Raw genomic sequence first — 26,537 nt, forward strand, 5'->3', positions numbered from 1 at the left:
TGGTGTTCCCGCTCTGCACCAGGCGGTTAGCCTCGCCCGGTGACCAGCTTTCCCCCTGCCTCGACGGACCGAGTCGGCCGCCCCGGCGCTGCCGCTGTCGCCGCCGTCATGACCGGTTCCGCCGTCATGATTGCGATCACGGCGCTGGCCTGGTGGAGCGACCGCACACCCAGCCCGTTGCTTGTGCTCGACCTCGTCACCGCTCTCCTCGCGCTTCTGCTGGCACCGCTGACGCTGTGGCGACCGGCCGCCACGACCGCCGTGTCGACGGTGCTGGCGGCTCTGTCTCCGGTGGCGACATCGCAGGCGACGATCGGTGCCCTGCAAGTGGCGTGGCGACGACGGTTTCCGGCCGCGGCGGCCACCGGAACGGCCGACCTTGGCCTCGCCGGCTGGGATCACCGGTCTGGTGAGGACGCCCTGGTGAGGACGGTTCGGTGGGCGCGGCGGCCGAGGCGGGTCTATGCCATGTCGGGTCAGCTGGCTGGCCGACTGCGGATGCGGCTGTTGCGGGTGCTACTTCGGCCGGTTGGCTGGGCCGTGGGTGGTGTTGACCTTGGAAAGAAGGTGACATCTGGAACGATCGGTTGGGACGGGATCGGGCCTATCCTGTTTCGGTGCTTCTGGAGGTAGGGGATTCACGGGTCCTGGGTGACGCTGCGCCGCGACTTCGCTTCGTCGAAGATAAGTCCGCGGTGCAGGGAGTCGATGAGGCGAGAATCGAGGCGCGGCGGGTTGGCCGGCGGGTGCTGGCTGTTGATGACAAGCCCGCGTTCGAGCTGAGCTACTGGTGTGGGACCTGCCAGTTTCTGTTCGAACGCCTTGAAGGGGCTACGGCCACCTTCTCGCCCGATGACGCCGATGGGCTTGCCAGCGGAATATCCGGGATCGACCACGCGGTGATCTCTCGGTTCGGCACGTTACTCCCTGAGGGCGGCTACCGGCCTCTGCTGCTGGAGGTCACGCCCCGCCTGGTGTTTCCATCGGCGCCCGGTGACTATTTTGCCGAGGATCAGGTCGCCACCTGGGGGCCTGAGTCGTTCTGGGGGCTGCCTGTTTATCCGCGGACACCCTACTACCGGACGTTCGAGACTCGTGTTGATGATGGTGCGCACTTCTACGAGTTCGTTGTTCCGATGGTACCGCCGTCGTGGAACGAGCCGGACCGGGTTGCCGCCTACACCGCTGCGCTGGGCTCCGGGGTCACCCCGACCGCTGTGGCGGTCTCGATCTTGGACGTCTGTAACCCGGCCGAGGAGCACGGCGTTGATGTCTACGCGCATTGGGCCCTTACCCATTTTCTGCTCGACGGCCACCACAAGACTCAGGCCGGAGCCGAGGCGGGACGCCCGATCCAACTGCTGTCCCTGCTGGCTGTCGACCCGGGGTTGTCGACGCCGGAGCAGGTTGCCCGGGTGCCCGCTTTGCGTGCCGCCGAGGAGCAGACTCGGCTTCGGCCCCGCTCCTGACTGACCCACTCCTCGGCGGTCCGCTCTTGACTGACCCGCTCCTGAATGACCCGCTCCTGAATGACCCGCTCCCGGGCGGTCCGCTGCCGACTGACCCGCTGTTGGCCGGCCCGGCGCGACTTCTGATCGACCGGCCGTCGCAGCGCGGATGTCGGGCTGCCTCTGATCGGCGTCGGGTTGGAACCGTCTTCGCGGCTCGGACGCGGGACTCTTTCTGGACAGTCGTGGTTGCTGAAGTGGTGACCGTACCCATACTTTTTTAGTGCACGCCCCCGATCACGGTTTTGGGTGCTGTTGCCGTCTTGTTGGGGTTGGTGGTTGCACCCGATCGCATGATCGGGTGCCCTTGCCGCCCGCCGCCCGCCGCCCGCCGCCCGCCGCCCGCCGCCCGCCGCCCGCCGCCCGCCGCCCGCCGCCCGACAGGGCGTGGACTCGACAGCCCGCGGGGCTGAGGGTGCGTGATGGCGGTGAGTTAGCCCGGTTGGGTGATCGGGTGCGCCTGCTGCCGCGTGGCGTTGGGGACGGGATGGGGGACCGAACCTGCCTGGTTGATCAGGTGCGGATGCCGTCGGGCTGGGGTGCGCCGGGGTGGTGATGGCACCCATGCTTCTTTAGTGCACGCCCCCGATCACGGTTTTGGGTGCTGTTGCCGTCTTGTTGGGGTTGGTGGTTGCACCCGATCACATGATCGGGTCGCCTTGCCGCCTTGCCGCCTTGCCGCCTTGCCGCCTTGCCGCCTTGCCGCCTTGCCGCCTTGCCGCCTTGCCGCCCGGGCTGCCCGGGCTGCCCGGGCTGTCCGCACGCCGGGCGTGGTGTGGACTCGGCTGCCTGCGGGTTGAGGGGCGGGAGGACGGCGAGTGAACCCGACGGCATGATCTGGTGGATCCATTGCCGGATCGGGGCGCAGCAGGGTGGTGAGTGCACCCGACCGTTTGATCGGGTGCGACCGGTCCGCGCGGCGAGGCGTGGCGCGGCGAGGCGTGGTGCGGCGAGGCGCGGCCAGGTGCGGCGAGGCGCGGCCAGGTGCGGCGAGGCGCGGCCAGGTGCGGCGAGGTGCGGCCAGGTGCGGCGAGGTGTGGGCCTGGGGCCGGTTAATCGGCTGCGGGCACCGGGGGGACCGGGACCACGGGTGCCTGGCGGGACCGGCGGTCCAGGGTGAAGCTCAGGGCTGCCATCGCCAAGCCGACGACGCTCAGGGCCAAGCCCGTCCAGGCCGGGGCCAGGTAGCCGAGACCGCGGGCGATCACCACGCCGCCGAGGGCCGCACCGAGGCTGTTGGCGACGTTCATCGCTGACTGGTTGACGGCGGCGCCCATCAGTTGCGCCCCGGGCGCTACCGTGATCAGTCTTGCCTGCAGGGCCGGCCCCAGGAACATGCTGGTGGTGCCGACCAGGAACGCGCCGAGGAACAGGCCGGGCGTGGTGTGCGCGGTCAGGGCGAAGAACAGGATCGCGGCGATCACGCAGCCGAAACCGATCAGTAGGGCCCGTCGCAGGTCCCGGTCGGCGAACCAGCCGCCGAGTGCGTTACCGATGGTCATGCCGAGGCCGAAGGCGACCAGCACCCAGGGGACGGTGCCGGCGGACAGGCCGGTGACCTCGGTGGTGACCGGGGCGATGTAGCTGTTCACGGCGAAGAAGCCGGAGAAACCGATTGCGACGGTGGCGGCTACCAGCCACACCTGCGGGCGGGCCAGGGTGCGCAGTTCGGATCGGGCCGAACCGCTGGCCGCGGCGGGGGCCTCCGGGACGCTGGCGGCGATGGCGAGCAGGGTGAGGGCGAAGACTGCGGCGATCACCAGGTAGGAGGCCCGCCAGCCGGCGGCCTGTCCGAGGCTGGTCATGGCGGGGACGCCGACGAGGTTGGCGATGGTCAGGCCGCTGAGTACTGCGGCGTACCCGCGCGCTTCGCGGCCCGGGCCCATCAGTGATGCCGCCAGCAGTCCGGCCGCGCCGAAGTAGGCGCCGTGCGGTAGTGCGGCGGCGAAACGTGCGACCAGGACCAGGCCGAACGTGGGGGCGAGCGCGGATGCCGCGGTTCCGGCCACGAACAGCACGAGCAGGGCGAGTACCAGGCGTTTGCGGCGCCAGCGTGCGGTCAGTGCGGCGATCAGGGGGGCTCCGGCTACCACGCCCATCGCGTACGCGGTGATGGTCCACCCGGCGCGGGCGACCTCGTCGGTGCCGGTGCCGCCCAGCAGGTCCCGGGCGATTTCGGGCAGCAGGCCCATGGCGGCGAACTCGGTGAGGCCGATCGCGACGCCGCCGAGTGCCAGGGCCAGCAGGGCCGTCCAGCGGCGGCGGGTACTGAGATGTTCCATGGCCGGGACTTTAGCAACGGCGTTGCGAAACTCTCCAGCGTGCGGCGGATAGGGTGATCGAATGCACCAGACGTTCCTGCGCGGGTACAACGAGGCACTGGTCATCGCACTCGCGCGGAGCACACCGACCTTCGAACGCGGCGACGTCTCGCAAGCCACCGGACTGACGCCGCAGGCCGTCTCGAAAGTGCTCGGCCGGCTGCTCGACGAGGGCGTGGTCGCGCCCGCCGGGGTGCGGCGCCCGGCGATCGGGCGGGCGGCCGGGGTCTACGAACTCGTGCCGGGGAGCCGGTACGCGATCGGCGCCCACGTGACCCGCCGCGGGCTGCGCCTGGTCCTCACCGATCTGGCCGGGCGGGTGCTGTCCGTGTCGGTCACGCCGCTGCCCGGTGACTTCACGCCCGCCGAACTGCTGGACGTGCTGGCGGAGCGGGTGGGCGACGTGCGGGCCGCGTTCGACCTGGGTGACCGGCTCACCGGCGTCGGTGTCGGCATGATCGGGCCGCTGGACCAGGCGGCCGGTACGGTCCGGGGCGCCCACCGGCTGCGGCACTGGCACGACGTCCCCCTGGCGGCGCTGGCCCACGAGGTGCTGGACCTTCCGGTGCACGTGGAGAAGGACGTCACCGCGGGTGTGACCGCCGAGGCGTGGCGGCGCGGTGCGGCGTTCCGGGACGCTGCCCTGATCATGGTGGAGTCGGGGCTCGGGGCGGGCCTGTGGCTGGGCGGCGCGGCGCACCGGGGGGCGCACACGAACGCGGGGGAGTTCGGGCACAGTGTGGTCCAGCTTGACGGGCCGGTCTGCGCGTGCGGGCGGCACGGGTGCCTCGAGGTGGTGCACGACCGGGCCTTCGAGGCGGGGGACGTGGCGCTGGCGGCGCGGGTGCTCGGGGTCGGCGTCGTCAACCTGCTGCAGACGCTGGACCTGGGACATGTGGTGCTCGCCGGTACTGATCTGTTGCGGCACGGTGCGGTCTATCTGGAGGCGGTGACGTCGGCGGTCCGGACGCAGGTGCCGCGGGCGGACTGGCTGACGGTGGACGTGTCGTTGTCGTCGCTGGGGGTGGACGCGATCGCGGCGGGCGCGGCGATGCAGGTCCTGGACGCGCGGTACGGGGTCCCAGGACTGGCGCCGCGCTTGTAGAACGGGACTGCTGCCGGGGCTGTAAACGGGACCGACGCCGTATCGATGACGCGAAGGGCGTGCCGGACCGCATGGGCCCGGCGGTCGCGCAGCGGCCGGGACGTCGCACCTGGCCTGCGGATCGCCGGAATGTGGGAGCCGTTGTCGCGTACCCCAGAAAAGGCGAAAGAGAAATCTCCTGGCCGGACCACCTGTGCTAACTTGAACGCGTTCAGTTGAACGCGTTCAAGGAGTGTGGCGGCATGGACCGGTTGAGCGACACCGGATGGACCGGGCTCCACCTGGTGGTGGCGGTGTGCGTGGTGCTGTTCGTGCCGCTCGGTCTCGGCGTCCTGGGCCGCGGCCGCACGCTGGCCCGCGCCTGGCTGCTCGTGGCGGTGCCGGCGGTGATCGCCCTGGCCCTGCCGCGCGGGGTGGTCGCCGGCGCGTTGAGCGTGCCCTACCTGGCGGCCTGCTGCCTCGTCCCGGTGGTGCTCCGGCGCGACCGGCTGACGGCGTTCGCGGCGGCCTGCCTGCCGGTGGCGGCGATCGGGCTGGTCGCCGAACGGGCCGGGGTGGAGCTGCTGGGGTTCCCGGCGGGGGTGCTCGGGCTGACGGCGGCGCACTTCCACGTGGCGGGCTTCGGCGCGATGCTCCTGCTGTCCCTGAACCGTGCGGCGGGCAGGGCGCCCGGCCACGCGAGAGAAGGGAAGGCGGCGGGCACGGCGAACGTCCTGGGACCGATCGGGGTGGCCGTCGTCGGCGTCGGCTTCCTGATCGGCCGCACACCACTGGGGGAGCAGGCCGGCGACCTCGTCGAACTTCTCGGGGCCGGCCTGCTCAGCGCCGCCCTCTGGCTGGCGATCGCCACCCGGACCGGCCGGGCCGCCCGTCTGCTGCTCGGCCTGAGTGTGCTGACCATGGGGCTGGCGCTGCTCTACGCGCTCGGCCAGCTGATCACGATCCCGCACCTGAACCTGACCTGGATGGTGCTCACCCACGGCGTGCTGAACGCCGCCGCCGTGCTGACCGCCCTGGTCGTGGCCGGGGTGCACCGGGAGCAGCCGTGGTCGGAACACCGCTGGTCGCACCGGATCGGGCACGGGCGGGAGCGGTTCGAGGCGGCCTCGGCGGCGCTGCTCGGCTGGGACATGCACCGGGGCGCGGGCGCCTGGGTCGACCCGGCGACACCGCCGGCGTTCGTGGGGCAGCGGATGCGGTCGTCGCTCGGCGTGTGGCGGCTGCGGGTGCCGGAGCCGTGCGAGGTGCTCGACGTGGCCCGCGACGACTCACGAACGGTCATGCACTACCTGGCGCTGCCGGGGCACACCTTCGACGGGGACGAGTCGTTCGCGGTGGTGCTCGACCCGGACGGGCAGGTGCGCCTCGAGGTGTCGGTCCGCTCCCGGCCGGCCCTGCTGGTGGCCCGGCTGACCGAGCCGGTGGTGCCGGTGGCGCAGTGGACGTTCATCGCCCGGTGCGCGGCGGTCCTCAGAACAGCGCCCGTAACTGCGAGCGCGCCCAGTCGTACTGGTCGGTCGTAGTGTGGCCGCGGTACCTCGTCTCGACCACCATCGCGACGAGCAGATAGACGCTGTACAGCCACCGCCGGTCCCGCTGCACCGCGGTGAGGGGCGGCTGGCCGTACCCGCGCATGTACGCGGCCGGATCCCCGAACTCCGCCGGCAGGTCGACCCCGACGAGACCGTGTTCGATCAGCGGATCGCCGTAGAACGCCCGCTCGTGGTCGATCACGCAGACGATCTTCCCGTCGGCGACCAGGACGTTGCCGCTCCACAGGTCGGTCTCGACGAACCGGGGTTCGCTCACCTCGTCGAGGCTGTCGAACCGGGCCGCGGTCAGGGCACGGACCCGGGCGTAGGGCAGTCCCAGGTCGACGTCGCGGCGCTCGCCGTCGGCCAGCAGTTCGGCGAGCTTACGGGTGAAGCAGGCCCGCCACGTCGGCTCGCCCGGTCCGGCCAGGTCACCGAACCAGCCGCCGCGGATCCCGTTCAGTTCCCGGTTGACCGCGCCGATCGCCTCGTCGTACGCCTGAGTCTCCGCCGGCGTCCTCTCCAGCAGGGACAGGTTGTCGGCCTCGATGAACGGCATGACGAACCAGTCCGCGTCGCACAGCTCGTGACTGAGGTCGGCGAAGTCGACCGGCGGCACCGGCACCGTGGTCCGTTCCCGGATCAGCTCGAGGGCGGCCAGTTCGGTGCGCATCGCCCCGCGCTCGTGGCTGAGCACCTCCACCCCGGCCGGCGGCGCGATCTTCAGGACCACCCGGCGGCCGTCGGTCAGGTCCAGCCGGTACGCCACGTTGAACCAGCCGTGCCCCAGCTCGCTCCACCAGCCCTGGTCGGTGCCGGGCGCCAGCCCCGGACCGTAGGCGCGGGTGACCATCGCCCGCAGCGTCGCCGGGGACTGCCGATTCTTGGTGATGCTCTCCATGGAATGGCAGGTTAGCGAGCGGCGAGGGCCAGTGCGCCCTCCACCGGCGCCTCGGTCAGCACGCGCAGGGTGACGCCCGGTTCGAGCCGCTCGGCGAGCAGATCCTGCAGGACCCGCTGCGCGGTGAGCACACCCCCGGCGCCGACGACCACGTCACCGAGCGCGCCGCGGCGGCGGAGCGCGGCGACGTTGCCGGCCAGGACGCCGGCGGCCTCCTCGACGACGGTCCGGGCGATCCGCGAGCCGGACTCCAGGGCCTGGAAGATCAGCGGGGCGTGCCGGCCCCAGGCGTACGGGTCGTCGTGGGAGACCTCCACGGCCAGGTCGGCCGGGGCGGGCACGGCGTAGGCCGCGCAGAGCAGCGCCACCACGGGGTCGGCGAGGGCGGCGTCCGGGCCCGCGGCGTCGGCGAGGCGCAGCCCGGCGCGGACGGCCTCGCGGACCAGGGCGGGTGCGCTGCCGTGGTCGGCGAGCAGCGCGCCGTGCCCGTCGGCGACGAGGGTGCCGCCGTCCGCGGTGGTGCCCAGGGCGATCGCGCCGGTGCCGACGATCAGCCGCAGGCACGTGGTGAGCCCGGCGGCCGGGCCGAGCAGTTCGGCGTCGTTGACCACCCGGAGGCGGCCGGGCACCAGGGCGCCGAGCGCGGCGTCGGCGATCCTCTGCTGGGCCGGGGTGTCCAGGTCGTGCAGGCCGATCACGGTCGTGGTCCGGGGGCCGGCGGCGGTCAGCAGGGCGGCCAGCCGGGCGAGGTTCTGCGGGTCGGCGAACATCGCGCCGTGCCGCCAGCTCGCCGAGGCGACGATCGTGTCGTGGCGGGTGCCGTCGGGCGCGACGACGGCGAGGTGGGTCTTCGTGCCGCCGACGTCGACGCCGATCATGGAGGCCGACTTTGTCATCCGGGGACGATAGATCCGCGCTGACCGGCCTGGCAAACGTGCTGACAAACGGGGTGGGTGTGCTTGACGGCCTTCGAAAGCCCCTGGTAGCAAGTGGTCTCATGATCGGGAACACGCGTGACTGGCTGATCGAGCTGCGGCGGCCCGCGCGACGCTGGACCGATGCCCTGCCGGTGGGCAACGGCCGTCTCGGTGCGATGTGCTTCGGCGGCACCGCCGTCGACCGGGTGCAGATCAACGACGACTCCTGCTGGTCCGGTTCGCCGTCGACCGCCGACGGTGACCCGCTGCTCGACGACGGGGAGGCGCGGGCCGCGATCGGCCGGGCGCGCACCGCGGCGCTGGCCGGCGACGTCCGGACCGCCGAGGCCGAGGTGCGCCGCGCCCAGCAGGGCTACACGCAGTCGTACCAGCCCCTGGTGGACCTGATCCTGGAGCAGCCGGGCAGCGATCCGGCGGTGGTCCGGACCCTTGATCTGGGCCGGGCGGTCGCCGCCCACGAGTGGACCGCCGCCGGGAGCCGGATGCGGCAGGAGACCTTCGCCTCGGCGCCGGACGACGCGCTGGTCGTGCACCGCCGGGTGCGCAGCGGCGACCCGGTCACGGTTCGCCTCCGGCTCACCTCGCCGCACCCCACCCTGACGGTCCGGCACGTGGCGGGAGATCTTCACGCGGGGGTACGCCTACCGTCGCACGTCGAACCGTCGTACGTGCCGTTGCCCGACGCCGAGGCCGTCCGTTACGCCCCCGGCGAGGCTCTCGAGGTCTGCGTCGCGGTCGCCGTCACCACCGACGGCCGGGTCGGACCGGACGGACCGGACCTGATCGTCGCCGGCGCCACCGACCTGCTGATCGTCGTCACCACGTCACCGTCGCCGCTCCCACCGGACGCCGCCCGCGAGGTCGCCGCGCAGCCCCCGGCCGCCCTGCTCGACCGGCACGTCCGGGACCACCGGGCCCTGTTCGACCGGGTGCACCTGGAGTTCGGCGCGCCCGTCGCGCTGCCCACCGACGACCGGATCGCGGCCGAGGACCCGGCGGACCACGACCTGGCGGCGCTGGCGTTCCACTTCGGCCGCTACCTGATGATCGCCGGTTCCCGGCCCGGCACCCGCCCGCTGAACCTGCAGGGCATCTGGAACGACCAGGTCCGGCCGCCGTGGAGCAGCAACTACACCGTCAACATCAACACCCAGATGAACTACTGGCCGGCCCTGGTCACCGGCCTGCCCGAGTGCACCGAACCGCTGCACGCCTGGCTGGCGCGGATCAGTGTGCCCGGTGCGCGGACCGCCCGCCGCCTGTACGCCGCCGACGGCTGGGTGGCGCACCACAACGTGGACGCCTGGGGCTTCACCGGCCCGACCGGCCGTGGCACCGACGACCCGTCCTGGTCGTTCTGGCCGCTCGGCGGTGTCTGGCTGGCCCGCCACCTGGTGGACCACTACGACACCACCCTCGACCGCGACCGCCTGCGCGCCGACTGGCCGGTGCTGACCGGCGCGGTCCGGTTCGCCCTCGACCTGCTCGCCGACCTGCCGGACGGTTCGCTGGGCACCGCGCCGTCGACCAGCCCGGAGAACACCTACCTGGCCGGTGACGGGCGGCCCGCCGCGGTCTCGGTCTCCACCACCGCCGACCGTGTCCTGATCCGTGACCTGCTCGCCGCCGCCCGCCGTCTCGCCCCGGTGGCCGGCGACGACCTGGCCGCCGGTTCGCTGGGGGACCGCATCGACGGGGCGCTGCGGCGGCTGCCGGCGGAGCAGGTCGGTGCCGACGGCCGGATCCGGGAGTGGCTCACCGACCTGCCCGACGCCGAACCCCTGCACCGCCATCAGAGCCACCTGGTCGGGCTGTTCCCCGGGTCGTCGATCGACCCGGACGTCACGCCGGCGCTCGCGGACGCCGCCCGCCGCACCCTCGACGCCCGCGGACCGGAGTCGACCGGCTGGTCACTGGCCTGGCGGATCGCCCTCGGGGCCCGCCTGCACGACGCCGAGCGGGTGGCCGCGACGACCCGGATGTTCCTGCGGCCGGCCGGTGACGAGTTCCGCGGCGACGAGCACCGTGGCGGTGTCTACCGCGGCCTGCTGTGCGCGCACCCGCCGTTCCAGATCGACGGCAACTTCGGGTTCACCGCCGGGGTCGCCGAGGCGCTGATGCAGTCGCACGGCCGGGACCCGGACGGCTTCCGGCGGCTGCGGCTGCTCCCGGCCTGCCCGTGGCCGGCCGGCAGCGTCCGTGGCCTGCGGGCCCGCGACGGCCTGACCGTGGACCTGAGCTGGGTGGACGGCCGGGTGACCGGGATCCGCCTGGCCGCCACGGCCGCTGTCCGTCTCCGGGTCCTGGCGCCGGGCGTACCCCCGCGGGAGATCGACCTGGCCGCCGGCGACGTCCGGACCTGGTGATCGGGATTCGTTTCCGTACCCGCCTGGCATGATCAACATGTCTTCATCGTCCTGAGGAGTTCCCATGGCTCGCGCCCGCCTCGTCCTCGACCCCGCCTTCCGGGTCGGACCGGTCCACCGGAGGCTGTTCGGCGGTTTCGTCGAACACCTCGGCCGTCACGTGTACGACGGGATCCACGAGCCCGCCCACCCCAGCGCCGGGCCGGACGGGTTCCGCCGTGACGTGATCGACCTGGTCCGCGAGCTGGGCGTCTCGACGATCCGCTACCCGGGCGGCAACTTCGTCTCCGGGTACAACTGGGAGGACGGTGTCGGGCCGGTCGCCGAGCGCCCGCGCCGTCTCGAACTGGCCTGGCATTCGACCGAGACCAACGAGGTGGGCCTGCACGAGTTCCACAGCTGGCTGGAGCAGGTCGGCTCGGACATGATGCTCGCGGTCAACCTGGGCACCCGGGGCACCGAGGCGGCCATGGCCCTGGTGGAGTACGCGAACATCCCGGAGGGCACCGCCCGCACCGAGCAGCGCACCGCCAACGGCCGGGCCGAACCGTTCGGCGTGAAGATGTGGTGCCTGGGCAACGAGATGGACGGCCCGTGGCAGCTCGGCCACCGCAACGCCGAGGATTACGGCAAGCTCGCCTCCCGGACCGCGAAGGCGATGCGGCAGATCGACCGGGACCTGGAGCTGGTGGTCTGCGGGTCGTCGGCCCGGGACATGCCCACCTTCGGCGAGTGGGAACGCGTCGTGCTGGAGCACACGTACGACGACGTGGACTACATCTCCTGCCACGCCTACTACCAGGAGCACGACGGCGACCTGGCGAGCTTCCTGGCCTCCGGCGTGGACATGGACGCGTTCATCGAGTCGGTGGTGGCGACCGCCGACCACGTCCGGGCCCTCAAGCGCTCCGACAAGAAGATCATGATCTCGTTCGACGAGTGGAACGTCTGGTACCTGACCAAGTGGAAGGAGCGGGAGGCGGAGTTCACCCTCGACGAGTGGCCGGTCGCCCCGCGCCTGCTCGAGGACGTCTACTCGGTCGCGGACGCGGTGACCTTCGGCGGTCTGCTGATCAGCCTGCTCAACCACGCGGACCGGGTCACCTCGGCCAGCCTGGCGCAGCTGGTCAACGTGATCGGCCCGATCATGACCGAACCGGGCGGCCCGGCCTGGCGGCAGACCACGTTCTTCCCGTTCGCGGTGACGTCGGCGGCGGCCCGCGGCGACGCGCTGCGGGTGGCCCTGGACGCCGACACCGTGACCACCGAGCGTTTCGGTGAGGTCCCGGTGGTGGCGGCCGCGGCGACCACCGACGGCGCGACCACCACGGTGTTCCTGCAGAACCGGCACCTCACCGAGACGACCACGCTGACCGTCGACGTCACGGCGTTCGCCGCGGCCGGCACGGTCACCGCCCGCGGCATCTGGGACGAGGACGTCTACGCCGTCAACGACCTGAAGGACACCCAGCGCGTCGCTCTGCGCACCAACGACACCGCGACGCTCGACGGCGGCGTGCTCACCGTCGAACTGCCCCCGGTCTCCTGGACCGCTGTCACGATCGCCTGACCCCCGATCGCCCGGGCCGTCGTCGTGGCGGCCCGGGCGGCGGCCCGTCAGCGGATCCCGGAGAAGAACGCGACCAGATCCTCCACCAGCAGATCCGGTGCCTCCAGCGCCGGGAAGTGACCGCCGCGGTCGTGCTCGGCCCAGTAACGGATGTCCGGGTAACGCCGGGCGGCCCACCGGCGCGACGGTCTGGGCAACTCGGCGGCGAAGATCGACCCGCCCACCGGCACCCGCACCGGGTCGTCGGCGGCACCGTCGATCCACCCGGCGACCTTCGTGATGCTCTCCGCGTAGAGCCGCGCCGACGACGCCCCCGTGCCGGTCAACCAGTACAGCGCGACCTGGTCCAGGATCTGGTCCCGGGTCAGCCCGCCGTCACTCCAGCTGATCATCTTTTCGGCGATCCACGCGCACAGCCCGGCCGGCGAGTCCACCAGGGAGTATCCGAGGGTCTGCGGCGCGGTCCGGTGCACCTCGGAATAGGCCGACGACGACTGCCCGCGCTCGCGCATCCGCTCCAGCGCCTCCCGCTCCCGGACGGTCGGCTCACCGAGATCGCTCAGGGCGGGACCGGCGAGCGGCGGGACCAGGTGGACACCGGCCACGTGCTCCGGATCGCGGGCCGCCAGCACACTCGACACGCTCGTGCCCCAGTCGCTGCCCGCCGCGCCGTACCGCCGGTAGCCCAGGCCGTCGACCATCAGCCGGGCCCACGCGTCCGCGATCCGCTCGACGCCCCAGCCCGGCTCGGTGGGCTTGCCGCTGAACCCGTAACCCGGCAGCGAGGGCAGCACCACGTCGAAGCCGCGGGCGGTCAGCGGCGCGACCAGACCGGCCAGCTCGAGCACCGAACCGGGCCAGCCGTGCGTGATCACCAACGGAAACGCGCCGGGCGACGCCGACCGCGCGTGCAGCACGTGGACCGTCAGCCCGTCGATCGTCACCAGGTACTGCGGGACCGCGTTGAGCCGCGCCTCGGCCGCCCGCCAGTCGTAGCCGGTGGCCCAGCGGCGGCACAGCTCACGCACGGTCTCCAGCGGCACGCCCTGCGCCCATCCGGGCACGGGCGCGGGTTCGGGCCACCGGGTCCGTTCCAGCCGGTCACGGAGCAGGACCAGATCCTCGTCGGGTACGCACACCCGGTACGGCCGTAGCTCGACAGCCATCGCACCTCCCGTTGTCGTGCACGCATCCTGCCCGTGACACGTGTCGTCCACGCATCCCGCCGGCGCCGGGGTCGCCGGCCGCGGGGCCCGCGTGGGGGCGCTCCGGCGAGGGCGGTATCCACCGAAGGGTAGAGGCCGGTTCTGTCCCCGGGCCGAGGCGCGAGGTCGACATGCGCGCCTACCTTCAGTTCATGACCGTTGATTTCTCCGCCGACCGGCGTACCGGCCGGGTCCTGGCCGTCGCCCGTACGCTCGGGGCGGGCACCATCGGCACCGAACATCTGCTGGCCGGGCTGGCCGGCGTCGACTCCGGCGCCCGGGCGGTGCTCGACGACGTCGACCTGACCCGGCCGGTCGTCGAGTTCCTGCTCAGCGGGCGCGGGGGCCGCTGGACCGGACCGGACGGCGTCGAAGTGGTGGACATGCGGGTCGCCGTCGCCGGCAGCGCCCTGACGCCGGGGGCGAACACGGCGCTGGCCCGGTTCATGCAGCGGCCGGCTCCGGCGCGTACCCCGGAGAATCTGCTCGTGGCGCTCCTGGACGACGAGAAGGCCCACGCGGCGGCCATGCTCCGCGCGTGTGGCGCCGAGGTGGCGCGGGTGCGGCGCGCGGCACGCGGCGGGCAGCTCGTGCGGCCCGCGGACCGGGTGGCGCCGGAGTTGCGGGCCGCGCGGGACGTGCTGATCGGCCGGAGCCGCTACCGGGGGAACGGCCTGCGCGACCGGGCGGTGGCGGTGCTGGCCCGAAACCGGGCCGGCCGGGCGGTCACGCCGGTGCCGGCGCGGGCCCGGACCCGGATCGACTACGCGGCGGCGCCGGTGCTGTGGGCGCGGGCGGAGGCGGACGCCATCGCCGGGCGGCGGGGCGGGCGGGCGCGCACCGACGACCTCCTGGTCGGTCTACTCGCCGCGTACCAGGTCGCCGAGGCCTACCCGCACCTCGTGCACGGCCGGGTGGAGCAGTACGACGGCGTCCGCGACCTGGTGGAGTCCGGTCTCGACTACCGCAGTGCGGCGACCGGCTCGGCGACCCTGGCGCTGGGGGAGGACGCGGTGCCGCCGAGCCGGCTGCTGCGGCCCGGAGCGGACTGGCCGCGGGACACCGCCGAGCTGCTCCGGCGCCTGATGCAGCACCAGGACAACCGGTCCGCGCGGCTGATCCAGGCCTTCGTCCGGGTCTGATCAGAGGGTCGTCAGCCACTCGCGGAACGTCTGCTCGCCGCGAGGCCCCGGGCCGGTCGGCAGCAGGCCGCCGTTGCTCATCGGCCCGGGGACGGGCAGCGGCAGCACCGGGCGGCGGCGGGCGCCACCCGCGGCGACGAGCTGCCGGGCCATGTCGACCAGCGACTCCTCCCGTGGCCCGGCCAGCTCGGGCGCCATCCCCTGCGGCGGCTGCAACACCATGTCGGCGAGGGCGGCGGCCACCTCGGCGACCGCGATCGGCTGCACCCGCATGGTGGGGACGAGCGCCACCGGTCCGGGGAGGCGGCTCAGGATCTGCCCGGCGAACTCGTGGAACTGGGTCGCCCGCAGGATCGTCCACGGCACCGTGCCGGCTTCGACGAGGGCCTCCTGGCGCAGTTTGCCGGCGTAGTACGGGTTCGGCACCCGGTCGACGCCGACGATCGACAACGTCAGCAGGTGGCGCACCCCGGCGCGGGCGGCGGCGCCGGTCAGGGCCCGCCCGGCCCGGTCGAAGAACTCCACCGACACCGACTTGCTCATCGTGGTCACGTTGCTGACGTCGACGACCGCCTCGGCACCCTCGAGCGCGGCGTCCAGGCCGGTGCCCTGGACCAGGTCGACGCCCCGGGACCGGGAGAGGACGACCGCCTCGTGCCCGCGTGCCTCGACCGCCTCGACGACCAGTCGTCCCGTCAGTCCCGTACCACCGGCGACCGCGACTCTCATGACCTGCTCCCTCACTCGTTCCCGTGGCTGGTGCCATCAGGACGAGGCGCCCGCCCGGCGTGTGACACCGGGGAGGGTGAGCTGGGACACGGCTGTCCACCCGTGTGCCCGGTGCGGACGTCACGGCCGGCGGCGGCCCCGGAGCAGGTAGGCGACCGGGCCCAGAGGCTGGACCAGGAGCAACGGCCACCACACCGCCTTGTGGCCGCGGATGTTGGACGGATGGCGGCGCGTCAGGTCGACCGCGGCGTAGACGGTGAGTGCCAGCTCGACCGGCGCCACCACCAGGATCGTGGTGCGCTGCCAGCGGGGGAGTTCCTGCCACGAGGTGCGGGTCATCGCCTCACCGTAAACGCGTCCGGCCCCGGAGCGGGGAAAACCGGAGCCGCCGGTTCCGAAGGTCCCGGCGCGGGCCGGTCCGCCCTGCCGAAGGTCCCGAGCGGGCCGGTCCGCCCCGCCGAAGGTCCCGGCGCGGGCCGGTCCGCCGCGCGGGGCCGGGCGGGACCATCGGCCGCCAACCGATGCCAACCGGCTGTGCCGGAACAGTCACCGCCCGGCATAACGTCCGGTCATGGACAGCGCCGTGACGATCGAGAAGGACCTGCCCGTGGTGGTCGGCGTCGACGGTATGCCGACCGGGCTGCGGGTGGTGGACGTCGCCGCCGCCGAGGCGGCGAGCCGTGGGGTGCCGCTGGTGGTGGTGCACGCCTGGCCGGGCCGGTACGGGCCGTCCCACCGGCGACGGCCGGGTGTGCCGGACCGCGCGCAGGGGCACCACCTGCTGGAACTCGCGGTCATCCGGGCCCGGAACGCGGTGCCGGACCTGGAGGTGCGGGCCGAGCTCACCGACGAGAGCCCGCCGGAGGCGCTGCTGGCCGCCTCCACCCGGGCCGGGCTGCTGGTGGTCGGGCACCGCGCGGACGCCGGGCACGGCTGGGGGCCGACGGCGGCGTACCTGGCACACCACAGTGCCTGCCCGCTGATGGTGCACCGGGGGACGACGCCGCGCCGCGGTCCGGTGGTGGTCGCCGCGTCCGGGGTGCCCAGCGTGACCGTGGGCTGCGGGTTCGCCGCCGCGGCGCGGGCCGGGTCGGCGCTGGTGGCGGTGCATCTGTGGGACGACCCGGAGAGCGGGCGGGGCCGGGCCGCGGCCGACGAACGGCTGGCCGGTGCGGTGGCGCCGTGGTCGTCGGCCTGGTCGCAGGTGCCGTCCCGGCGGCTGCTGATCGGGGCGGTCGACGTGCCGTACACGGTGGACCGTGCCGCCCAGCGGGCCCGTCTCGTGGTGGCCGGCATGGGGCACAAGGGCTGGGTGGTGGAGGTGCTCTACCACACCGGCGCGGCGGGCTCCGGGCGTACGGCGTGCCCGGTGCTGCTGGTTCCGCCCGCCTGGCCACGGCGCCGTGCTCTCCCGCGTACCACCGAGGAGGCCGACGCCCGGCAGAGAGAGCGTGTGGGACACCGGGGTTGAGGCCCGCTGTTAGCATGATCATCGATCACTGCTGGCAGCGCAGAGCCCCGGAGCACGCTTGCTGTACGTCGGACTCGCCGCTCTCGTGACCGCCGTTCTCGTCCCGGTGGTCACGATGGCGATCAATATCAGTCAGATGGCCTGGATCCGTCACGTCATCCCGGTCCCGCAGAGTCCACCACCGCGCGGGCACCTGATCCGCGGCAATCGCCGGAACCCGTCCCGGATCACCGTCGCCGTGGTGGGCGACTCGTTCGCCGCGGGCTACGGCGCGTCCCGGCCCCGGGAGACCCCGGCCGGCCTGATCGCCGGACGGCTGGCCCGGCGTCTCGGCTGCCGGGTCGACCTGGAGTGCCTGGCCGTGATGGGTGCCCGCACGCCGGACCTGACCCCGCAGGTGGACCGGGCCGTCGCGCTGCGCCCGCACCTGGTCCTGCTGTTCGTCGGTGGCAACGACATCACCAACCTGTCCCCGCCCGGCCGGACCGGCCGGGAGCTCGGCGAGCACGTCCGGCGGCTGCGGGCTGCGGGCGCCCGGGTGGTGGTCGGCGGCTGCCCGGACCTGAGCGTGCCGCCGCTGGTCACCCGGCCGCTGACCTGGCTGATGGCCGGCCTGAGCCGGCGGCTGTCGCAGGCCCAGGCCGCGCACGTGCGGGCGGCCGGCGGCGTGTACGTCGACCTGTTCACCGCGCTGAGCCCGGCGTTCTCGGCCTGGCCGCAGCGGATGCTCAGCCCGGACGGCTTCCACCCGTCCGCCGACGGCTACGTGGTCGCCGCCTCCGCGGTGCTGCCGGCGGTGATGGACGCGTGCACGGGCCTGGTTTCTCCGGTTGAGCTGAGTCCGGTGGGGTGAGGATGCGAGGCTGGGCCGATGGCCCGGTTCCGTCTGCTGACCGACCGTCGCGTCGGTACGAAGATCATCCTTGTGGTGCTGGTGGTCGCGGTGCTCAGCGTGGGGGACGGGCTGTTCGCGATGAGCAGCCTCGGCACCATCAACGACCAGGTGAAGGCCGGCTATCAGCACAGCCTGGAGCTGGAGACGATCGGCAACCTGCGGGCCTCGGTGAACCGGGTCTGGCTGGCCGTCGGCGACGACCTGCTGGCCTCCACCACGGACGCCCGCACCACCGCGACCGAGGCGGTCAGCACCGCCGAGGGCCAGGTCCAGGAGTACGCCGACAGGTACGCGGCCTACCCGCTGACCAGCGAGGCAGCCGGCACCCTGGCCGCGTTCCGGACCGCCTGGTCCGACTATCTGAAGGTCCTGGAGAGCAGCCTGTTGCCGCTGGCCGGCACCGGAAGCGCGACCCGGATCAGCGCGGTACGGGCCGACCAGATCGCGCCGCTGATGACCGAGGTGCGCACCCAGCTGACCGCGCTCGCCGAGATGACCGTGCAGGTCACCGCGGAGCAGGAGGAGGCCGCGCAGAGCCGGTACCGGTCCACGGTGTGGCTGGTGCTGGGCATGCTGATCGTCAGTGCGGTGGTCGGTGTGGTCCTGGCGGTGCTGGCCAGCCGGATGATCGTCCGGCCGTTGTCGCGGTGTGTCGCGGTGCTGGACCGGATCCGCGACGGTGACCTGACGGCCCGCGCCGACGTGGACGGCCGCGACGAGGTGGCCCGGATGGCCGGCGCGCTCAACGACACCGCCGAGGCGATGGCCGGCATGGTGAGCCGGGTGCACGTCAGCGCGGACGTGCTGGCCTCGGCGTCGGAGGAGTTGTCCGCGGTCTCCGGGGAGCTGTCGAAGTCGGCCGAGGAGACCGCCGGTCAGGTCGGTGTGGTGTCCCACTCGGCCGACCAGGTGTCCGAGGGTGTGCAGGCGGTGTCGGCGGGCGCGGACCAGATGGGCGTGTCGATCCGGGAGATCGCCGACAGTGCCAACGAGGCGGCGTCGGTGGCGGCCGAGGCGGCCCGCACGGCGGAGAGCACCAACAGCAGCGTGGCCCGGCTCGGGGAGGCGTCCGCGCAGATCAGCACGGTGGTCGCGTTGATCACCAGCATCGCCGAGCAGACCAATCTGCTGGCCTTGAACGCGACGATCGAGGCGGCCCGGGCGGGGGAGATGGGCAAGGGGTTCGCGGTGGTCGCCGCCGAGGTCAAGGATCTGGCGCAGGAGACCGCGCGGGCCACCCAGGAGATCACCTCGCAGGTCGGGGCGATCCAGACCGAGACCGACGGCGCGGTGGCGGCGATCGGGGAGATCGCCACGGTGATCGCGACGATCAACGACTACGCGACCACGATCGCCGCGGCGGTGGAGGAGCAGACCGCGACGACGGCGGAGATCGCCCGCAGCGTGGGGCGGACCGCGGAGGGTTCGGCGGCGATCGCGGGCACCATCGCCGGGGTGGCGCACGCGGCGCAGCAGGTCACCGCGGGCGCCGGCGAGACCCAGCGGACGGCGGCGGATCTGGCCCGCACCGCGTCCGAGTTGCAGGCCACGGTGGCGGCGTACCGCACCTGAGTGTGACCAGGGTGACCATGGCGTGTAATCCTATCGAAAGAGTAGGGTTGGTCCGGCGATCATCAAGATCAAGTTAAGGACCGACCATGACGGACGAGCATGCCCGCTGGCGGGAGGCGCGCCGCCGTGCCGTCACCGCGCCGACCGGAAACCTCGCACTGATCGAGACCCGGTGGGGCACCGACGACGCGCAGGCCGCTCTCGTGGGGCAGCCGGAGACCGTGACCAGCAGCACGCTGCGGCGCACGGACCCGCACACCGGCGCCGAACAGCACGGGATCCGGCTCTGGGACGCGGCGTCCCCGGCGATCCGGGACTTCGAGGACATCGACGTCTACCCGTACGACGAGAAGTGGGTCCTGACGGCCCGCTACCGTGACGTGCCCGGCGAGCGCCGGATCCCCTTCGCACACGCGCAGGACGTCGGGTTCACCCGGGACCTGCCGGTGCCGGGCGATCTGCACCTGACGCTAGCGGGACAGGACTACACGCTCAGCGCGTTCGACGACGACGGCCGGCTGCTGCTGGTCTTCGGCGACCCGACGAACCGGACCGAGACCTACGGCTCGGGGCGGTTCCTCTTCGTCGACCGCGAGCCGGGCCAGGAGACCGTCACCCTGGACTTCAACCGGGCGTTCGTGCCGCCGTGCGGCTTCTCGGAGCACTACAACTGCCCGCTCCCGCCCGCGCAGAACCGCCTGGCCGTGCCGGTCGAGGCGGGCGAGAAGCGCCCGATGTTCCGCCCCTCCCTGGAGATATAGAGACATGCAGAGAAGGACCCTGATTCGCGCGCTGGCGGCGGTCACCGCCCTCGGCACCCTGGCGGCCTGCGGCGACTCCTCCGATTCCGCCGCTTCCACGTCCGGCGCCGACGCGATCATCCAGATCGGTTCGCTGTACGAGCCGCAGAACCTGGACAACACCGCCGGCGGCGGCCAGGGCGTGACCGAGGCGCTCAACGGCAACGTGTACGAGGGCCTGTTCACGCTCACCGACAGCGGCAAGGTCGAGCCGCTGCTCGCCAAGGAGAACACGGTCAGCGCCGACGGCCTGACCTACACCTTCACCCTCCAGCCGAACGTGAAGTTCCACTCCGGCAAGGCGCTGACCTCGGCCGACGTCAAGGCCAGCATCGAAGCCGTGACCGCGGAGAACTCCAAGTCGGCCCGCAAGAGCAGCCTGCCGGAGATCAAGGAGATCGCCACCCCGGACGACGCCACGGTCGTGGTGACGCTCGGCGCGCGGTCGATCTCGTTCGTCTACAACCTCAGCTACATCTGGATCGTGAACTCCGCGGCCACCGACCGGACCACGGCCGCCGACGGCACCGGTCCCTACAAACTGGGCGAGTGGAAGCGGGGCTCGACGCTCACGCTGACCCGCTCGGACAGCTACTGGGGTACGGCCGCGAAGAACGCCGGTGTGGTGTTCCACTACTTCACCGACGCGACGGCGCTGAACAACGCGTTGCTCACCAACGCGGTCGACGTGGTCACCAGCGAGCAGAGCCCGGACGCGCTGGCCCAGTTCACCGGCAATGCGGCGTACACGGTGAACAACGGCCAGTCGACCACCAAGCTGCTGCTGGCGTACAACGACAAGGTCGAGCCCTTCAACAACGTGAAGGTGCGCCAGGCGCTGAGCCAGGCGATCGACGACGAGAAGCTGCGCACCTCGATCTGGGGCGAGTACGGCACCGCGATCGGCTCGATGGTCCCGCCGAGCGACCCGTGGTACGAGGATCTGACCGCCGTCAACGCCTACAACGTGGATGCGGCGAAGGCTCTTCTCACCGAGGCCGGGTTCCCGAACGGTTTCGCGTTCACGCTGGACACCCCGAACTACGACCCGCACCCGACCGCGGCCACGTTCATCAAGACCGAACTCGCCAAGATCGGCGTGACCGTCACGATCAACACGATCACGTCCGACGAGTGGTACACGAAGGTCTACAAGGAGCGGAACTTCCAGGCGACGCTCCAGGAGCACGTCAACGACCGCGACGTCGTCTGGTACGGCAACCCGGACTTCTACTGGGGCTACAGCAACACCCAGGTCACCCAGCTGATCGAAGCGGCCGAACAGGCCACGACGACTGACGAGCAGACCGCCCTGCTCAAGCAGGCCAACAAGATCATCGCGGCGGAGGCGGCCAGCGACTGGCTCTACCTCTACCCGCAGATCGTGGTCGCCTCGTCGAAACTCCAGGGCTACCCGGTCAACGGACTCAACGCCCAGTTCTTCGCCTACGGGATCACCAAGAGCTGATGATCCCGTACCTGCTGCGACGGACGGCGATCCTCATCGGATCGCTCGTCCTCGCGGCGGTGGCGCTGTTCGTGCTGCTCCGCCTCCTGCCGGGCGACCCGGCCAACGCCCTGCTCCCGGTCGGCGCGACCGCCGAGCAGATCGAGGCCGCCCGGCAGGCGCTCGGCACGGACACCCCACTGCCCACCCAGTTCCTCACCTGGCTGGCAGACGTCGCCACCCTGGACCTCGGACAGTCCCTGATCAGCACCCTCCCGGTCGGCCCCGAGATCGCCGCGCGGCTGCCGGTCACCGTGCCGCTGACCCTCGCCGCCTTCGTGCTCGCGGTACTGGTCGCGGTCCCGGTCGGGGTGTTCGCCGCAGCCCGCGCCGACCGCTGGTACGGCCCGGTGATCAACGCGGTCGCCCAGTTCGGCATCGCGGTGCCGGCGTTCTGGGTCGGCCTGCTGCTGATCACCACCTTCGCGCTACGACTCCAGGTGCTCCCGGCCGGTGGCTTCCCCCCGGACGGCTGGGCGTCACCGGACCTCGCGATCGAGGCACTGATCCTGCCGGTGGTCACCGTCGCGCTGGTCATGTCGGCCTCCCTCATCCGGTACGTACGAGCCGCCACCCTGGACGTCCTCGACGCCGACTACCTGCGCACCGCACGGGCGCTCGGCGAATCCCCGGCCGAGGCGTTCCGGCGGCACGGCCTGCGCAACGCCTCCGTCCCGGTGATCGCCGTCCTGGCCATGGAACTCGCCACCACCTTCCTCGGCGCGGTCGTGGTCGAGAGCGTGTTCGCGCTGCCCGGACTCGGCGGGATGCTCACCAAGGGGATCAGCCAGCACGACTACCCGGTCATCCAGGGCGTGATGCTGGTCAGCACCGCGACGGTCCTGCTCGTCGGGTTCGCCGGGGACGTCGTCCAGCGGCTCGTCGACCCCCGGCTGCGGCAGCGGGCCGCGTCGTGAGCCGCCGGTCGTTGCACCTCGGCATCGGGCTGACACTCGTGCTGGTGGTCACGGGGGCGGTGCTCGTCTCGTACCTGCACCTGCCGTTCTCCCCGGACGACACCTCCGGCGGGCGCCTCGCCCCACCCGGCGGCGACCACCTCCTCGGCACCGACAAACTGGGCCGGGACCTGCTCACCCAACTGCTGATCGGCGGCCGGGTCGCCCTCGGCACCGCGCTCGGTGCGGTCGCGGTCGGCGGCGTGCTCGGCGTCAGCGCCGGCCTGCTCGCCGGGTTCGCCACCCGCTGGCTCGACGACACCGTCGCCGTGGTGCTGGACATCCTGATCGCGTTCCCCACCCTGCTGCTGGCGATGCTGCTGGTCGCCGGTGCGGGCGCCTCCCTGGGCACGGCGATCCTGGCGATCGGGCTGGCCATGGCGGCGATCGTGGCCCGGCTCACCCGGGTGCTGGTCAAGCAGGTGCTGTCCCGCGACTACATCACCGCGGCCCGGGTCGCCGGAGTGTCCTGGCCGCGGATCGTGGCCAGCCACGTGCTGCCGAACATCGGGCCGGTCGTCCTGGTCAACCTGGCGCTGCAGGCCGGCCTGGCGGTGCTCGCCGAGGCGAGCCTGTCGTATCTGGGGCTGGGCACACCACCGCCGAACGCGTCCTGGGGGCGGATGCTCTTCGAGGCGCAGGCCAGCGTCCTGACCGCGCCGGTGGCCGCGCTCGCCCCCGGGATCGCCCTGGTCATCCTGGTCATCGGCATCAACCTCACGGCGGACGGGCTACGCAGATGAGTCTCCTCACCGTGGACGGCCTGACCGTCCGCGCCCCCGGCGGCCGGGTCTTGGTGGACGACGTCTCCTTCACGGTGGCGCCGGGCGACCGGGTCGGCCTGCTCGGCGAATCCGGATCCGGCAAGTCGCTGACCGCCCTCGCCGTGATCGGCCTGCTGCCCCGCGGCATCACCGCCACCGGCGAGATCCGCCTCGACGGCGCCGACATGCTCCGCAAACCGCGGGGCCGGGGAAGCGTGGCGGCGACCGTCTTCCAGGAACCGCTGACCGCGCTCGACCCGCTGATGACCGCCGGCAAGCAGATCGCCCTGCCGCTGCGCCGCTTCCGGGGACTGCGCGGCACCGCCCTGCGCGACGGCGTGCACGCCGCACTGGACGAGGTGCTGCTCACCGACACGGAGCGGATCGCCCGGTCCTATCCGCACCAGCTCTCCGGCGGCCAGCGGCAACGCGTCGCCATCGCGATGGCCCTCGCCTGCCGCCCGAAACTGATCATCGCCGACGAGCCGACGACGGCACTCGACGTGACCGTGCAGGCGGAGATCCTCGACCTGCTCGACCGGATCGTCGCCACCCACGGCACGTCGCTGCTGTTCATCACCCACGACCTGCCGGTGGCCGCCCGCATCGTCCGCGACAGCCACGTGCTGCGCGCCGGCAGGATCGTGGAATCCGGTCCGATCGCCGCCCTCGTCGAGAACCCGGCCCACGACTACACCCGCACGCTCGTCGCGAGCGCCCGCCGCTTCGACGAGGCTCTGGAACGGACCCGCCGATGATCCTCTCCGCAGACGGCGTCGGTTTCGGGTACCGCCGCGGCGCGCCCATCCTCACCGACATCTCCCTGGACATCCAGGCCGGCCGCAACCTCGCCCTGGTCGGCGAATCCGGCGCCGGCAAGAGCACCCTGCTGCGCCTGCTCCTCGGCCTGGCCCGCCCCACCACCGGCGTGATCCGCTTCGACGGCGCACCGCTGACCGTCGGACGCCCGTTCCGCCGCGCCGTCCAAGCCGTCTTCCAGGACCCGTACTCGTCCCTCGACCCCCGCCACCGCATCGGCCGCATCGTCGCGGAACCCCTGCGCGGCCTCGGCCTCGGCGCCGACCCGGCGAAGGTGACGGCCGCCCTCGACGCGGTCGGCCTGCCCGCCGACACCGTCGGCCGCTACCCGCACGAATTCTCCGGCGGCCAGCGGCAGCGCATCGCCATCGCCCGCGCGATCGTCGGCAACCCGCGCCTGCTCCTCGCCGACGAACCGGTCAGCGCCCTGGACCTGACCACCCGCGTCCGCATCGTCGACCTGCTGGCCTCCCTCTGCGCATCGCACGGCCTGACGATCATGCTGGTCTCGCACGACCTCGGGGTGGTCGCGGAACTCTGCGCCTGGACGGCGGTCCTGGAGAGCGGCAGGCTGGTCGAGCAGGGCGAGACCGCGGCGGTCCTGGGCCGGCCGTCGCACCCTTACACCCAGCGGTTGCTGGCCAGCGTGCCCCGGTTGCCGCTTTCTTAGAGGTACGAGCAAGGCGGGCTCCCGCGGTGGCACTAACCTATCGGGCGCTCGCCGGGAGGCGGGTGCCCGGCGGGGTCACCGCTGCGGTGTGGCCCACTCCGTGGTCCCGGGGTGCGGCTCGACGCTCTCGGCGGCGGTTCCGCTTTCTCCGACCGTGGGTTCGGTGCTTCCGACCGTGGGTTCGGTGCTTCCGGCCGCGCCAGGACGGCCAAGCCGTGGGCGGCGGGGGGAAGGCCGCCGATGAGCAGGGACACCGGCCAGGAGAGGCCCAGCACCAGAACCCCGAACACAGTGAACGTCACGGCGATGAGTGCCGACATGAGCGCGTAGGCCCGGTTGCTCATCCCATCCCGATTCCCTCAATCGATCGGCAGTAATCAGTCAGCCACCCGGTCCCCGAAATTCGAATCTTCTCCCCATATTTCATCCCGTTCCGTCGCCATTTGCGGAATCCCCACCGAAGTAGTCACCCTGGCCCCTGATCTTCTCTACTGCCCTCCCACGCACTCCAGCCGTCGCCAAGGTCGCTGTCAGCTCCCGAATGGACCACAGCCGTCGACCGGACCCGCAACGACTACGCCGCCCTCAACGACGGCTCGAATCCTCCAGCCGTCATCCAGGGCCGTTTCCGGTGTCCGGAGGAACCATTGCCGACGGCTGGACTTGCGGGGCCGTCGTCCATGGCTGTTCGGGCCGCGCTACTAAGCCCTCGACGACGGCAAGGACGGCCTGGCTGTCGGCTGTTGGCCTGTGCGGCGGGGTCCAGCTCCGGCCCCGGATTCTCGGCGGCGTACGGCCTGGGGGACAAGCTCGGGCCCTCACGGCCGGCGACTGTCGGCGGGTCAGAGTTTTTCGGGTCGGCCGGGGCGGGGTGCCGGGATCACGGAGAGCTCCAGGATGTCCGGCAGCGCCGCCCGTCCCGGCCCGCCGTCGCGCACCCAGTCGACGATGTCGCCCAGCACCGTGTCGTCGAGGACCAGGCCGAACCATACCGGCCGCGCGCCCCGCCGCCGGGCTTCCGGCGCCGGGTGCACCACCAGCACGTTCGACTGGGCGCACACGTCGAGGCACAGGCTGGTCCGGACCCGATGGCCGGCCGGTAACGCCTCCCGCAGCCGTTCGATCTGGGCCGCGTGGTCCACCCCGGGATGTTTGGTCAGGCTGCCGCAGCAGCAGTCCCGGCACACCGTCAGCGTGCATCCTTGCTTTTCACTGTCCGCCACGCCCCCACCGTAGCGACTCCATGATCAACTACGCTGTCCCGGTGTCACCCCGCGCAGCACGTCTGACCGCTCTGCCCACGGCCCTTCTGACCTTCGGTCTCGTGGTGTTCAGCAAGTTCGTCCTAATGCAGTACACCTTGCGGCTCCCCTCGGCCGACCTGTCCCTCATCGCGTTCCTGGGCGTCATGGTCGTGAGCTTCGCGCTGCCGGCCGGTACCTGGTTCGTCCTGACGCGGAGCGCCCGCCGCCGCCCGGCCGCCTGGTCGATCGAGCAGGGTCGTTTCGTGGTCCCGGCCTCGCCGGACGTGTACGGATACCAGGCCATCGTCGCCTGTTTCTGGACAAGCCGTTCACCTTCCCGGGCCGTTCGCTCCACATCACCCCGGAGTTCCTGGCCTTCACCGCCGCCCACTACCGCGACGTCCCGGACTCCCGTGAGCTGATCGGCACCCCTGAGGGGCTGGCCGCGTTGCAGGCCGCCCACCAGCCCTGACCGCTGGCGAGAGCGGGCGAACGTCAGGAAGGCGAGCCCGGCCGGGCGGT

24 protein-coding genes are annotated in these 26,537 nt (G+C 72.4%); 17 read left to right on the forward strand and 7 right to left on the reverse strand.

Annotation, left to right across the window (positions count from 1 at the left end; translation table 11 throughout):
• Positions 1-39 precede the first annotated feature (39 nt).
• Together QSK32_RS15825 and QSK32_RS15830 are read left to right on the forward strand one after the other, a co-directional pair.
• The gene (locus QSK32_RS15825; protein ID WP_285472337.1) at positions 40-633 is read left to right on the forward strand and encodes a hypothetical protein; all 594 of its coding nucleotides are present in this window, start codon (positions 40-42) and stop codon (positions 631-633) included.
• The gene (locus QSK32_RS15830; RefSeq protein WP_285472338.1) at positions 618-1,469 is read left to right on the forward strand and encodes a hypothetical protein; all 852 of its coding nucleotides are present in this window, start codon (positions 618-620) and stop codon (positions 1,467-1,469) included. The genes QSK32_RS15825 and QSK32_RS15830 overlap by 16 nt, the downstream gene beginning before the upstream one ends.
• Before the next feature lie 1,091 nt (positions 1,470-2,560).
• Here the strand turns inward: QSK32_RS15830 and QSK32_RS15835 are convergent.
• Positions 2,561-3,790 carry an MFS transporter gene (locus tag QSK32_RS15835; RefSeq protein ID WP_285472339.1) on the reverse strand — a complete coding sequence of 410 codons (1,230 nt, stop codon included), beginning with the start codon at positions 3,788-3,790 and terminating at the stop codon, positions 2,561-2,563.
• Between the two features lie 61 nt (positions 3,791-3,851).
• Between QSK32_RS15835 and QSK32_RS15840 the strand changes: the two genes are divergently transcribed.
• On the forward strand, positions 3,852-4,934 hold the full coding sequence (locus tag QSK32_RS15840) for an ROK family transcriptional regulator (protein ID WP_285472340.1): 1,083 nt from the start codon (positions 3,852-3,854) through the stop codon (positions 4,932-4,934).
• Positions 4,935-5,176: 242 nt separating this feature from the next.
• Positions 5,177-6,457 (forward strand): YndJ family transporter, encoded by a 1,281-nt coding sequence (locus QSK32_RS15845; protein WP_285472341.1) that lies wholly within the window; start codon positions 5,177-5,179, stop codon positions 6,455-6,457.
• On the opposite strand, the gene QSK32_RS15850 is transcribed toward QSK32_RS15845, so the two are convergent.
• Positions 6,405-7,367, reverse strand: a complete 963-nt coding sequence (locus QSK32_RS15850; RefSeq protein WP_285472342.1) for a phosphotransferase family protein — start codon at positions 7,365-7,367, stop codon at positions 6,405-6,407. The genes QSK32_RS15845 and QSK32_RS15850 overlap by 53 nt on opposite strands.
• A gap of 11 nt (positions 7,368-7,378) precedes the next feature.
• A complete protein-coding gene (locus tag QSK32_RS15855; protein ID WP_045741743.1) occupies positions 7,379-8,263 on the reverse strand; it encodes a BadF/BadG/BcrA/BcrD ATPase family protein in 885 nt (294 codons plus the stop codon).
• Positions 8,264-8,364: 101 nt separating this feature from the next.
• Here QSK32_RS15855 and QSK32_RS15860 point away from each other — a divergent pair, with 101 nt between their 5' ends.
• Both QSK32_RS15860 and arfA read left to right on the forward strand, forming a co-directional pair.
• The gene (locus QSK32_RS15860) at positions 8,365-10,671 is read left to right on the forward strand and encodes a glycoside hydrolase family 95 protein (RefSeq protein WP_285472343.1); all 2,307 of its coding nucleotides are present in this window, start codon (positions 8,365-8,367) and stop codon (positions 10,669-10,671) included.
• 64 nt (positions 10,672-10,735) lie between these two features.
• The gene (gene arfA / locus QSK32_RS15865; protein ID WP_285472344.1) at positions 10,736-12,241 is read left to right on the forward strand and encodes an arabinosylfuranosidase ArfA; all 1,506 of its coding nucleotides are present in this window, start codon (positions 10,736-10,738) and stop codon (positions 12,239-12,241) included.
• A 47-nt stretch (positions 12,242-12,288) separates the two neighbouring features.
• Here the strand turns inward: arfA and QSK32_RS15870 are convergent, their stop codons facing one another.
• A complete protein-coding gene (locus QSK32_RS15870; RefSeq protein ID WP_285472345.1) occupies positions 12,289-13,407 on the reverse strand; it encodes an epoxide hydrolase family protein in 1,119 nt (372 codons plus the stop codon).
• A gap of 191 nt (positions 13,408-13,598) precedes the next feature.
• Here QSK32_RS15870 and QSK32_RS15875 point away from each other — a divergent pair, with 191 nt between their 5' ends.
• Positions 13,599-14,588 (forward strand): Clp protease N-terminal domain-containing protein, encoded by a 990-nt coding sequence (locus tag QSK32_RS15875; protein ID WP_285472346.1) that lies wholly within the window; start codon positions 13,599-13,601, stop codon positions 14,586-14,588.
• On the opposite strand, the gene QSK32_RS15880 is transcribed toward QSK32_RS15875, so the two are convergent.
• Positions 14,589-15,317 carry an SDR family oxidoreductase gene (locus QSK32_RS15880; protein ID WP_285472347.1) on the reverse strand — a complete coding sequence of 243 codons (729 nt, stop codon included), beginning with the start codon at positions 15,315-15,317 and terminating at the stop codon, positions 14,589-14,591.
• Positions 15,318-15,437: 120 nt separating this feature from the next.
• Complete coding sequence (locus tag QSK32_RS15885) at positions 15,438-15,656, reverse strand: PLDc N-terminal domain-containing protein (protein ID WP_045741749.1); 219 nt, start codon at positions 15,654-15,656, stop codon at positions 15,438-15,440.
• 232 nt (positions 15,657-15,888) lie between these two features.
• On the opposite strand from QSK32_RS15885, the gene QSK32_RS15890 reads away from it, so the two are divergent.
• The 9 genes from QSK32_RS15890 (at position 15,889) to QSK32_RS15930 (ending at position 24,771) form a co-directional block, all read left to right on the forward strand.
• Positions 15,889-16,788, forward strand: a complete 900-nt coding sequence (locus tag QSK32_RS15890; RefSeq protein ID WP_285472348.1) for a universal stress protein — start codon at positions 15,889-15,891, stop codon at positions 16,786-16,788.
• A gap of 58 nt (positions 16,789-16,846) precedes the next feature.
• Positions 16,847-17,641, forward strand: a complete 795-nt coding sequence (locus QSK32_RS15895) for an SGNH/GDSL hydrolase family protein (protein ID WP_285472349.1) — start codon at positions 16,847-16,849, stop codon at positions 17,639-17,641.
• An 18-nt stretch (positions 17,642-17,659) separates the two neighbouring features.
• Positions 17,660-19,255: a methyl-accepting chemotaxis protein gene (locus tag QSK32_RS15900; RefSeq protein WP_285472350.1), complete on the forward strand. Its 1,596-nt coding sequence runs from the start codon at positions 17,660-17,662 to the stop codon at positions 19,253-19,255.
• Between the two features lie 86 nt (positions 19,256-19,341).
• A complete protein-coding gene (locus tag QSK32_RS15905) occupies positions 19,342-20,016 on the forward strand; it encodes a DUF1684 domain-containing protein (RefSeq protein WP_045741751.1) in 675 nt (224 codons plus the stop codon).
• Positions 20,017-20,020: 4 nt separating this feature from the next.
• A complete protein-coding gene (locus tag QSK32_RS15910; RefSeq protein WP_045741752.1) occupies positions 20,021-21,523 on the forward strand; it encodes an ABC transporter substrate-binding protein in 1,503 nt (500 codons plus the stop codon).
• Positions 21,523-22,479, forward strand: a complete 957-nt coding sequence (locus tag QSK32_RS15915; RefSeq protein WP_285472351.1) for an ABC transporter permease — start codon at positions 21,523-21,525, stop codon at positions 22,477-22,479. The genes QSK32_RS15910 and QSK32_RS15915 overlap by 1 nt, the downstream gene beginning before the upstream one ends.
• Positions 22,476-23,261: an ABC transporter permease gene (locus QSK32_RS15920; protein ID WP_045741754.1), complete on the forward strand. Its 786-nt coding sequence runs from the start codon at positions 22,476-22,478 to the stop codon at positions 23,259-23,261. Before QSK32_RS15915 ends, QSK32_RS15920 begins: the two co-directional genes overlap by 4 nt.
• Positions 23,258-24,040 carry an ATP-binding cassette domain-containing protein gene (locus QSK32_RS15925; protein WP_045741755.1) on the forward strand — a complete coding sequence of 261 codons (783 nt, stop codon included), beginning with the start codon at positions 23,258-23,260 and terminating at the stop codon, positions 24,038-24,040. The genes QSK32_RS15920 and QSK32_RS15925 overlap by 4 nt, the downstream gene beginning before the upstream one ends.
• The gene (locus tag QSK32_RS15930) at positions 24,037-24,771 is read left to right on the forward strand and encodes an ABC transporter ATP-binding protein (RefSeq protein WP_285472352.1); all 735 of its coding nucleotides are present in this window, start codon (positions 24,037-24,039) and stop codon (positions 24,769-24,771) included. Before QSK32_RS15925 ends, QSK32_RS15930 begins: the two co-directional genes overlap by 4 nt.
• Before the next feature lie 842 nt (positions 24,772-25,613).
• Here QSK32_RS15930 and QSK32_RS15935 read toward each other — a convergent pair.
• Positions 25,614-25,964 carry a hypothetical protein gene (locus QSK32_RS15935; protein ID WP_045741829.1) on the reverse strand — a complete coding sequence of 117 codons (351 nt, stop codon included), beginning with the start codon at positions 25,962-25,964 and terminating at the stop codon, positions 25,614-25,616.
• A 50-nt stretch (positions 25,965-26,014) separates the two neighbouring features.
• Here QSK32_RS15935 and QSK32_RS15940 point away from each other — a divergent pair, with 50 nt between their 5' ends.
• A complete protein-coding gene (locus QSK32_RS15940; protein ID WP_285472353.1) occupies positions 26,015-26,437 on the forward strand; it encodes a hypothetical protein in 423 nt (140 codons plus the stop codon).
• The last annotated feature ends 100 nt before the right edge of the window (positions 26,438-26,537 follow it).

It is taken from the genome of Actinoplanes sp. NBRC 101535, assembly GCF_030269225.1.
Classification (GTDB): Bacteria; Actinomycetota; Actinomycetes; order Mycobacteriales; family Micromonosporaceae; genus Actinoplanes; species Actinoplanes rectilineatus.